The following is a 10,652-nucleotide window of genomic DNA, read 5'->3' as shown; positions in this document are numbered from 1 at the left end:
TACGTTGATAATGTCCTGTTTCATTTTCCTGCTCTATTTTTAGCTTATTTAACCTGGCTTAATACTATTTTGTCATACACTTTATCACCGAACCACTTTCTGATTGCTATTGCTGGTTTTGCCATATAACCTTTTACGTACCTTGTTTTTGGATTTTTGTCGGTGGCAGCTTTTGCAATAGTTTGCCCAAGTGCATCAACATCAGTTAATTGATTACCCGTATACATTTTCTTAGTATTCTCAGCTACTTTATTAGCAAAGTTAGCATAAGCTCCTTTACCTGAAGTGTTCTTTAAATTTTCTGCCGCAATTTCACCCCAGGCAGTTTTTATACCTCCTGGCTCTACCACCACTACATCTATACCAAATTCCTTCAATTCCAAGCGCAAACAGTCGCTCCAGCCTTCTACCGCGTGTTTGGTTGCGTGATACCATGCACCAAATGGCGTATAAATTTTACCACCCATGGATGAGATGTTTACGATTCTACCCGATTGCTGCTTACGCATAGTTGGCAATATCAACTGAGTTAAACGTGCCATTCCAAAAAGGTTTACTTCAAACTGTCTTCTAGCTTCGTCAATCGGTACATCTTCAACAGAACCATAAGCCCCATAACCTGCGTTGTTAATTAAAATATCTATTCTGCCTTCTTTGTTGAGAATAGTATTTACAGCATCAATGATTGATGTGTCGCTGGTTAAGTCAAGCGACACTACACCCATTCCTTTTGCTTTTAAATCATTCATTTCTTCGGTTCGCCTTGCCGCGCCGTAAACAGTATAACCTTGGCTGTGTAGTTGGTTCGCTGTTGATTTTCCCATTCCTGAACTTGCTCCCGTAATTAATGCTACTTTTTTCATTTTCTTTGAATTTAAATTGTTTATAAATTATTTACAATACAAATTTAGAATGAAGAATTAGGCTAAATTAACACAGCAAAGGGAATGTATAACACAAATTACTGAATGTATAATTTTGGAGGTGATAACATCTTAATGAACAATAAACTTCAATATCCGCCCAAATAAGTTCGAACAGCCCCCATCATCGCTATACATTTTGAATAAAAAGCTAATAATTTGATTATTATCATTGTATGTCTTAAAAATAAGCTGTTTTTAAAACATTGAGCATTTACCAAATAGGTACATGCTTCATTTTAGTTTTTACTTCTTAACAAAGCCTCTAAATAGTAATAATCGGCATAATTGATCGGCACATCAATTTCAGACTTCGCCGGGCGATGTCCTGTGCTGTGCTCTAAAATAAAGCCGTAATTTGCGCCAATTTTACTGGTGTACTTTGTGATGAGCGAATTTAAGATTTTATCGGCAGCTGCTTTATATTTTTTACCATTGATACTGTACTTTGCCAATTCGTAAAGCGCCGAGGCTGTAATTGATGCAGCAGATGCATCTCTGGAAACATCAGGAATTTTAGGGTCGTTATAATCCCAATACGGAATGCCATCAGCCGGCGTAATTTTACTGTTTAGAATAAAACCCGCAACACCATCAGCCTGAGCTAAATATGCTTTATTTTTAGTTTCACGATAACAGATGGTATAACCATATAATGCCCAGGCTTGTCCGCGTGCCCAGGCCGATTCGTTGGCGTAACCTTGTGCGGTTAATTTTTGGCGCACATTGCCTGTTAAGGTGTCGTAATCGATTACATGATAAGAACTAAAATCGGGCCTGAAATGATTCTTCATCGTGGTATTGGCATGTGTTACCGCAATTTTATAGAAAGATGAATCGCCTGTTAACTTAGTGGTTTCGAATAACAGCTCAAGATTCATCATGTTATCAATAATGACCGGGTACTTCCACTTATCGCCATTATGATCCCAGGATTTTATCACCCCTGCTTTGACGTTGAATCTTGTAGACAATGATTTTGCCGCCTGAATAATTACCGCTTTATAAGCCGGATCGTTTGTTAAACGGTATCCGTTTCCAAATGGACAATAAATCATGAACCCTAAATCGTGCGTTCCTGTGTTAAATTGTTCCGTTTTTATATCTTCTGTATATTTCTTAGCCAAATCGAGCCATTTCCTATCGTTGGTATACTGATAAAAATACCATAATTCTGCCGGGAAGAATCCACTGGTCCAATCTTTCGACGCCACCATTTTAAACTGTCCGTTTTCTACAGTTCGTGGTGAAACCAGATTAGGCTTTACTTTCCTGGCCGAATCTACATTCCTGATCAATACTTCTGTTTGTTTCGCTGCTGATGCGAATGCTTTTTTAACGTCTATTTTTTGTGCCTTTACTATACTGACAGACAATATGCTTAGCACCGTTATTGTTATTTTTAAGTTCATATTACAACCAGATTAATGGGTATGATTCTTTTCATTGGTATATATTTGGTTAGCTATTATAAAGTTATAAATACTGTTTTAAGACCTTCAGAAGTCGCAGATGCGGCGCTTTGACCTTTATTTAATTTCACGGCTGATACCTTAACCGTGTTTTCGCCCTTTACAAACGGAAGATTCCAACGTAAACACACTGAAATTCAGGCACCTGTATAGCTGGAATAAATTTTACCATTTTCTCTTCACCTTCGTCGCCCAACGGGACTGGCCAGGTATGTCCGTAAATTGTACCGCTAATTTAGAAAAGCTTAAAACATTAAAACGTTTGAAATAGGTCAAAATGCTATAAAATCCACAAACTACATTTCAAACGTTTGAAATGCAGTGTTTTTTTTCTCAATTATGCATTGAGATTGTAAAAGATGAAGAACTTTTCTCTTTTGATATTGCTCACTTATTACCAGTTAGAGCTAACTTAATCATCCAGGAGTTCTACTCTTCCCGAATAATTATTGAATTGCATATCATATATAGAAGGTTTTTAGTAATATTCAAAGCTTTACCGTAGTTTTAAATCCGAAATTATGATATGAAAAATTCTATTCCTAATAGCGTAGAGATTGTCGACAATCACTTAAACCAGTTTTTTGATGATGATGAAGATATTGTCGTGTTTGATGAAATTGAGTCAGAGGTCATCCATAGAGATATATTTTTTATAAAAGCTAATAAGAACAGGCCATATCATATCCTGTTAAGCTGTGGGATGAGTGCCTTGCCTATGAAAGTGCCTGGTGATGTTGATTCCTCTCCCTACGCTGAGCTCATGTTTTTACTTCCGAAAGAATGGAATCTTAATTATGATTCCTTCGGCGATGAGCGCAACTATTGGCCAATCAGGTTAATGAAACAACTGATGATTTTGCCGCATCCTCACGAAACCTGGCTAGGATTCGGTCACACGTTTACCTATCAGGAAAATGGAGTTTTTGCCGAAGGCGCAGGATTCAATTCGGTAATGTTAGCGTATTCTACCGAGATATCGGATGACTTTACGAAAATAGAACTGGAAAATAATCAAGCTGTTTCCATCTATTCTTTAATTCCCCTGTATAAAGAAGAACTCGAATTTAAAAACCAAAACGGTGCTGTAGCGTTATTGGAACTTCTGGACCAACACGATGTAACTGAAATTGTAAAAATTGGCAGGAAAAATGTCTGTATTTAAAAGTTCAAAAAAAGAACACTATGGCTGCAGCTAAAACACTCATTTTATTTATTGTATTCGCTATCATGTTTATTGGTTGCAGCAATGAGGGCAAGCCTAAAAATGAGCCTAAAAATGAACGGCAAACAGCAATCCAGTCCCAACCTGTTCCCTTAAAAAGAAGGGAAACCAAGAAACCGATCGTTTATAAAGAAAGGTACATGGGTATCAAAGAGGTTTTGGTTAATGGGCACTATATGATACTATCACGTCCTAAATTTAACGCGTTATACAAAAAAATCGATTCTTCTAAAACAGAACTATGGGAATGTGGAGATCCATTTGAATGGCTGGACGAAAAGTGGATGAAAGCAACTTATGGTGAAAAAAGCGAAAAGTCGGGAACATTTGAAAAATACGACGGGAATGTGACGACCTTATTTGCACAAAACATTGAATTTAATACGAATAACCATATCGTGTTAATGAACACTGCTTTTGCCAGATCAAATTCATTTGAGATTCCCTCCCATCAAATTGTGCTTAACAAAAATACATCGGTAGAAGATTTTAGGAAAACCTTTCCATTTGCGAAGATGGAAAAGCTGGAAGATCCGGACGAAGTTCGATTTAGATTTTATCTCGAAGCATCGGCCGACGATGCTTTTTTATTCTATTTCAAGAATGGCAAACTCAATTATTTAAAGTTATGGTGGCTCTTATGTTAGCAGGCACAAAGTCTAGCCTCCCTCTAAATTTCCAATACAGATGAAAATAACACCAATACTTTTACTCGTTTTGATCTTTATTTCGTGCAATGAAGAGAAAAAAATAAACCATGCAGGCAAGAAGAAAATCGAAAAAATAGTTAATGCTGTGCCAAAGCAAGCGAAAACTGATACTGTGGTTAAAACAAAACCGATCATAAAAAAGACCATATTTCCAATTGATGGAACATACGTGATTGAAAACGACGATCCGTCATGTGAAATGACCTTAATGCTCTCCTACCAAGCAGATCAACTGGTCTACAAGTTAACTACCAATAAGAGAACTTTAACAGATAAGGCTGAAATAGAACTTAACGAAAGTAAGGACGGCTACTATCTTACGCTGAAAAATATCGAGTGGAGTGAAAACGAAGGCACATTAGATGATGAAGGTGAGCCAATTGATCCGGATATAACTTTACCAACAGAGATTCAAGGCGTATTGGAAAAAAATCAGATTACTATCCAGAATACAGGTAATGTTATGAATTATTATGTAAAAATTGAAGAGTGTAATGCGAAGTTCATACGGTTAATTAAAAAATGAAGATTAAGCGTTAGCATTTCACTTAACCTTTCTGTTGGCGGGTTCAAATTTTACTTCAATACACGTTGCACCAAAACGCTACTTAAAAGTTAAATCAAAAAAAACACAAAGTCAATACATTTCCTCCAGTATCTATTGAGACAGGTCCATCCCCTGTTCAGGTACATATTTATCATATTCTATTTGTTTTGCAATTGCTTGCGCTACTTCTTTACCCCTCAATTTTGCAACCAGGTGCAGTGCACCATCTATACCAGCCGATATCCCTGCGGTCGTGATTACTTTGCCGTTATCAATATAACGAACATTGGCAAGTACTTTAGCTTTCGGCAAAGCCTTTTTAAGATTGGTTATGCTTTTATGAAAAGTGGTCACGGTAAGCTGATCAAGCAGGCCAGCTTTCCCGAGAATAAAGGCTCCGGTGCAGACCGAAAAATAGCTTTTAGTGGCGCTGTCCCTTGATTTTATCCAGGAAATAACTTCGGGATCATTTGTTGCCACTTCATCTGAGCCACCAAATACAGCAAAGATATCCGCCTGTGGAGCATCTTTAATACTGTAATCAGGGATAATCTTCAAAATGCCCTGTGTCAAAAGGGGTGCTTTGGTTTTTGCGACGGTGATGATTTTGAATCCTGCATAGGAAAATACTTCCATCGGGCCTGCAAAATCCAGTATCTCTACCCCATCATATAGGTAAAAGCAGACCGTTATTTGTTTATCCTTTAATAATGATGCTTTTTTTTCTACAAGTTTCATCCCGCACTGTGTACAAATACCGGGCTGCTGGTAAGTCGCGGTATCACACGGACGGTTACATGGCGGACATACATAAGTGTTTGCATAGACCTGTGAAAATGCGAAGCAAGGAATGAAAAAGATTAAGCGTAATAACTGTTTCATAAACGTATTATTTAAATCCAAAATTAACCGGATACAGCAAATAAATCAGGACAGCCATAGTCACAATCCGGCCAATCTATTATGAAATGTTAATCTTTTATCTCTTTTGTCAATTTCCTCAGCTGGGAAGCGCTGTTATAACCGCATTCTTTAGCTATCCAGGCTACCTTCTCTCCGGTTTTAAGCAGGTGTTTTGCCTTTTCCATCCTTAAAGATTGAATATATTGCCCGATGGTGATTCCTGTGGCAGATTTGAACAGGCGTGTAAGGCTACGCGGACTGATAAAGACCAACTCAGCCAGTTCCCCTATTGTTATTTTTTGATGCAGCTGTTTGGTGATATAATCCTGTACCTGATGTATAAGGTGGTTAATATGCTGCCTGTTTTGGAGGTAAATACTATTTTGCGCTTCCATTCCATCCCTGCGCATATAAACAACCATATCTTTTGCCACAAGACATGCAAAAGCTGCTCCATGCTGCTCTTCAACAAGGTAGAGCGCAAGATCAATCCCTGTAGCAATCCCCGCGCTGGTAAAAATCCTGCCACTCTGCACAAATAGTTTATTCTCGATCACTTTAATCAGGGGGTATCTCTGTTGTAAAGCCGTAGTCCATGCCCAGTGCGTAGTACAGTTTTGACCATTTAAAAGCCCGGCGGCAGCAAGGGCAAAGGCTGCTGTACAAATTGAAGATATGGTAGCGCCGGTTGCTGCAGCAGACTGCAGCCAGGGTATCCAGAGATGGTCATCTGCCCTGTTCCATTTTTCAATTTCCATTCCGGCTACAATTACAATATCGTGCTGATTAACAGTAATGGAACTGAGCGGTTCAACATTTGTAAATCCAAGGCCAGATGAGCTTTCCGGATTGTCATATGGCGAAACGTAACGCATATCATACTGCTTTCCGCAACATCCCGATTCGTAAAAAACCGTTACCGCACCGGCCAGATCTAAAAGGTGAACATTATTAAATATGAAAAATATAACTCGGTTAGGCTTCATTTTCCAAAGTTAGTGTTTTAGTATAATGTGTATTCCATCAATAGTGGGCAATAGGCTCAGTCTAAATGATACACGGGTCCTTACCTGTAAAGGGCAGTGATATGTAATCGAAAAGCCTGTTAAAAAATTATTTTAAAAATACCGGATCCTGATTTAAGATGCTGACAGGCATTCAGCGATCTCCCTAAACCCCTGCAGCATTGATACATAAAAATAGAAAAAGTGGCGTTAAGAAAAAAAACATCGAAGGATAAGACGATTTTAAAAAAACATTGTGCAAAAAGAGGGCAAACAAAAAGCATTTCTTGAAGTTATAAGCACTAAAAATCAAAATATGTCAGATAACAAAAGAGTAACCGATATTCAAAAATTCATTGAAAAATTCGAACCATCAAAATTCAAAATGCTTTCACGGGGAATTGAAGTACGCGGGATTAAGGACCTGAACCGAAGCATCAGTTTCGCGAAAGAAGTAATAGAAAAATTAAAGCTAAAACTTGTCATATCCCACAGCGCTGAAATGGCGATGTATGGCAGCTTTGAAGTGAACTATCTACAACATTAAACAGTTGAATTCAAATACAATAAATGGAATTTTACAGAAATAAAAAAAAATCAGCGCAGCTTATCTTTATCTGCTCAGGCATCCTGATTGCACTTGTGGCGGTATTTTTATACAGCATCGGATTATTCACTGGTAATATTGCCACTAAACTTGCGGGGGTGTCTGCCGTTTTAGGAATCATCCTGCTCATTGTCATCATCAGGATGCTGATCTCCCTGAACCGTTCAGCTCCCCTACTCATACTCAGTAGCGAAGGAATATACTCAGAAGTTACCGCAGTGAGCAAGGCCGCAGGCCTGATCTCATGGAAAGACATCCTGGACATCTCGATTACGAAAGCCGGATGGGATACCCTGGTGGTACTAAGCGTAGGCAGGGCAGCGCATTATATGCCCATCATTCAAAAAAAACTATCTGCCATGGCGGTCAGCGGCATACAGGATCCATCCGGGAACCTGCAGATCTTTCTTACTGCATCAGAACTGGATATAAACGCAAATAACCTTTTGACAATAATCCAGGACTATCGCAAAACACTTAGAGGAAGTGATAACCTCCAACATGACCAATTCAAATAAGCGCTGATTAAACCACTCCTAAAACATCTTAACGGCCGGTTGATGTAACTACGCCCTTTAGAAGCCTGCTTGGGATTGTATTAAATAACTTTTGACGGGAAGCATTTGCCCGAAAAGCAGTAAGCCACAGATCCTTTAAATATCTGTGGCTTATTGTATTCTACTAAATCTATATGAGGTTTAAATCAAGATTCTTGATGGCATTTTAACCTTTCAGTTTTATTTAACTTCCTGATCCTTGCGCTTACAAAGTTGATATTAACATCGTTATAAACTTTTTTATAATGCGCAATATGCATTTCAATATCGGCAAGTTTTTTCAGGTATTCGATATATAATGCCTGCATTTGCAAACGCTTAGCCCGGATAACTTCAAGCTCTGAGTGTGGCTGAAGGTCATTTTCGTCCATCGGACAAACCTCTTCAATACTGAGGCCTTCTTCCAGTTTGATCAGCAGGCTTTTTAAATGCTCATGCTGGCTTCTATTAATCCCCTGCATTCATTTTGGTTAAAACCCGGGGAGCATTATCCTCTCCCCAGGTTAATTATCAGATCAATTTATTTCAAAAATACTTTTCGGACTGCTTTATTTTCGGCATCCAGGATGTAGACATTCCCGTCCTGATCTATCGCCATGTCGTCCATAGATCCCAGCTTAGCAGCCGCCAATGTTCCATCGGCAAAGCCTGAAGAAAACTTAGCGAGGGTTGATGCGCTTTTGGAAGCAATATCGATCTCCCGGAGGGCATAGTTATGACGGTCGCCAGCGATCAGTCGCCCTTTACCATAAGGTATCAAACCACCTGCAATGCTATTAAATCTGGCCTGGGTTCCAATTCCGTCCACATAACCCGGATCACTAAAGCCTATCCAGTTGATCAGGTTTGATCCACCAGATGCTATATATGAAATGGCATTATTGCTTGCAGAGCCCGAATCTACATAATATAGATTGCCTGAGGCATCTACTACAGGGTGCGCCATAGGCCAGAGCGGTCCGGTAATTTTTGTAAAACCACCAACGGTATTTACCCTGTTCATTCCCGCAAAGGCACCATTAATATTTACGTAAAGGTTGCCTGCAGTATCAAATGTCATTAAACCTGGCGAAAAGCCGGAAACATAAACGGTATTTTGGCCCGAAGGTGTTATTTTTCTAATCTGGTTACGGCCAATATCCGACACGTAGATATTGTTCTGTTTATCAATCACAATACCATAAGGGGTATCAAAAACAATATCGGTACCATTAGCCTGCAACACAGTCACCGTACCGTTCGGGGCAATTTTTTTCACCACATTGTTCGATCGGTCTGTTACATAAACATTACCATTATTATCAACCGCAATACCTGCCATAAAACTGCCAAAAGTACTGCTGTTTGGTCCCCCGGCTAAAGTAACCATACCTGCTCTTCTAAATTCCTGCGGTGCTAAAGCTTCCTGACCGGCAACCACCACTTTTAAATCGCCTGTAGTTAAACCTGCCGGGGCATCCAGCACCAATGTATTTTCGCTCGCCGTTTTCACCGCAGCGGGTACGCCGTTAAAATAAACTTTGTTATTTGCAGCCGTTGTACTAAAGCCAGACCCCTTGATGGTAACGGTTGTTCCGGCCAAACCATTATCCGGACTGACAGAAAGAATGCCAAGGGTCTGATCTTTAAACTGTGGTCCATCGGTGACCTGATCATTTACCACAACCCTAACACTTCCGCTTCCTGTACCTCCTGGCAAGATTAGTTTGATCTGGTTTTCGGAGGACGATGTCAAAGGAACAGAAACACCATTGATAAAGACCTTATTTTCATCGGTCATGTTACTGAACAATGCACCCGAAATGGTCATCTCTGTACCTTTCGGTCCGCTTAATGGGGTAACAACACCAATTGACGGTGGCGCAACCACAGTAAAAATTGGTCCGGTAATTTTTTGTCCATTTATATTTACCGATAACGGGCCAGTTTTTACGCCATCAGGAGCTACAACAACCAGTTTTTCCTTGCTGGCTTCCAATACGGTTGCAGCTGTTCCATTAAAATCAATAATATTCCCGGCAGCAAGTTCTTCAAATCCGGTTCCATTTATGGTAACCTTTGTATTTTTACCACCGGTTAAAGGTTTAATATTTTCAATAGCCTGATAGGTAAAATTCTGGCCTTTGGCTTCTTTTCCGTTTACTTTCACCATAATTGCACCAAAGCCTGCCTCAGCTGGTACTTCAGCAACAATCAGGTTATCCGATACGCTAACCACCAGCGCAGTTTTACCATTGATCAAAACGGTAGCAGGCGCGGTTGTACTGCTAAAACCTGCTCCTGTTATCCTGATTTGTGAACCCGCAGGTCCATTTGCAGGCAAAACGGTTGTAATGGTTAAATCCTGATAGGTATACGGACCGATATCAAAACTCTGGGTATCATGCTTTATGGCCAGCGCACCCGTAGTTCCACCTTCGGGCATACGAATTACCAAAGCCTGGGCTGTTGCGCTGATTACTTCAGCTGATTTACCCCCAATGGTGGCAGAATATTGTTTAATATCAGTACCAAAACCTGTCCCGGTAATGGTTACCAATGTACCGGCGTTACCACTATTGGGGTAATAACTTTCTATTTTAAATGCGACTGCAACAGGTTCGGTTTTATCCTTTTTACAGGCCCCGATGATGAGCAGTAGGAAAAGCATCAATCCGATACTTAAACTCTTTTTATGTTGAATGATCATAAGATTTATCTTTAA

The 10,652-nt window shown here is 39.6% G+C and carries 11 protein-coding genes; 5 read left to right on the top strand and 6 right to left on the bottom strand.

The features are described 5' to 3' along the window. Window positions 1–44 precede the first annotated feature (44 nt). Both BCL90_RS24915 and BCL90_RS24910 read right to left on the bottom strand, forming a co-directional pair. Window positions 45–863: an oxidoreductase gene (locus BCL90_RS24915; RefSeq protein WP_121288006.1), complete on the bottom strand. Its 819-nt coding sequence runs from the start codon at window positions 861–863 to the stop codon at window positions 45–47. 299 nt (window positions 864–1,162) lie between these two features. Next, a complete protein-coding gene (locus BCL90_RS24910) occupies window positions 1,163–2,335 on the bottom strand; it encodes a glycoside hydrolase family 88 protein (RefSeq protein WP_121288005.1) in 1,173 nt (390 codons plus the stop codon). Between the two features lie 586 nt (window positions 2,336–2,921). Here BCL90_RS24910 and BCL90_RS24905 point away from each other — a divergent pair. Genes BCL90_RS24905 through BCL90_RS24895 form a run of 3 tightly spaced genes read left to right on the top strand, consistent with a single transcriptional unit; the run spans window position 2,922 to window position 4,856 of the window. Further along, window positions 2,922–3,560: a suppressor of fused domain protein gene (locus BCL90_RS24905; protein ID WP_121288004.1), complete on the top strand. Its 639-nt coding sequence runs from the start codon at window positions 2,922–2,924 to the stop codon at window positions 3,558–3,560. Between the two features lie 20 nt (window positions 3,561–3,580). After that, window positions 3,581–4,267: a hypothetical protein gene (locus BCL90_RS24900; RefSeq protein WP_121288003.1), complete on the top strand. Its 687-nt coding sequence runs from the start codon at window positions 3,581–3,583 to the stop codon at window positions 4,265–4,267. Window positions 4,268–4,307: 40 nt separating this feature from the next. Further along, window positions 4,308–4,856 carry a hypothetical protein gene (locus BCL90_RS24895; RefSeq protein WP_121288002.1) on the top strand — a complete coding sequence of 183 codons (549 nt, stop codon included), beginning with the start codon at window positions 4,308–4,310 and terminating at the stop codon, window positions 4,854–4,856. Window positions 4,857–4,988: 132 nt separating this feature from the next. Here BCL90_RS24895 and BCL90_RS24890 read toward each other — a convergent pair whose 3' ends face one another. Both BCL90_RS24890 and BCL90_RS24885 read right to left on the bottom strand, forming a co-directional pair. Further along, complete coding sequence (locus tag BCL90_RS24890) at window positions 4,989–5,759, bottom strand: DJ-1/PfpI family protein (protein ID WP_121288001.1); 771 nt, start codon at window positions 5,757–5,759, stop codon at window positions 4,989–4,991. Window positions 5,760–5,848: 89 nt separating this feature from the next. Further along, a complete protein-coding gene (locus BCL90_RS24885; protein ID WP_121288000.1) occupies window positions 5,849–6,766 on the bottom strand; it encodes a GlxA family transcriptional regulator in 918 nt (305 codons plus the stop codon). Window positions 6,767–7,040: 274 nt separating this feature from the next. Here BCL90_RS24885 and BCL90_RS24880 point away from each other — a divergent pair, with 274 nt between their 5' ends. Both BCL90_RS24880 and BCL90_RS24875 read left to right on the top strand, forming a co-directional pair. Then, window positions 7,041–7,331, top strand: a complete 291-nt coding sequence (locus BCL90_RS24880; protein WP_244095136.1) for a hypothetical protein — start codon at window positions 7,041–7,043, stop codon at window positions 7,329–7,331. A gap of 23 nt (window positions 7,332–7,354) precedes the next feature. After that, a complete protein-coding gene (locus tag BCL90_RS24875) occupies window positions 7,355–7,909 on the top strand; it encodes an STM3941 family protein (protein WP_121287999.1) in 555 nt (184 codons plus the stop codon). A 185-nt stretch (window positions 7,910–8,094) separates the two neighbouring features. On the opposite strand, the gene BCL90_RS24870 is transcribed toward BCL90_RS24875, so the two are convergent. Both BCL90_RS24870 and BCL90_RS24865 read right to left on the bottom strand, forming a co-directional pair. Continuing rightward, entirely contained in the window at window positions 8,095–8,409 is a 315-nt protein-coding gene (locus BCL90_RS24870) for a hypothetical protein (protein WP_121287998.1), read from the bottom strand. Between the two features lie 59 nt (window positions 8,410–8,468). Further along, window positions 8,469–10,637 (bottom strand): IPT/TIG domain-containing protein, encoded by a 2,169-nt coding sequence (locus BCL90_RS24865; RefSeq protein WP_121287997.1) that lies wholly within the window; start codon window positions 10,635–10,637, stop codon window positions 8,469–8,471. Between the last annotated feature and the right edge of the window lie 15 nt (window positions 10,638–10,652).

The sequence above is a fragment of the Pedobacter alluvionis genome (assembly GCF_003664035.1).
Classification (GTDB): domain Bacteria; phylum Bacteroidota; class Bacteroidia; order Sphingobacteriales; family Sphingobacteriaceae; genus Pedobacter; species Pedobacter alluvionis.
This window is presented reverse-complemented; position numbering and strand designations above follow the sequence as displayed.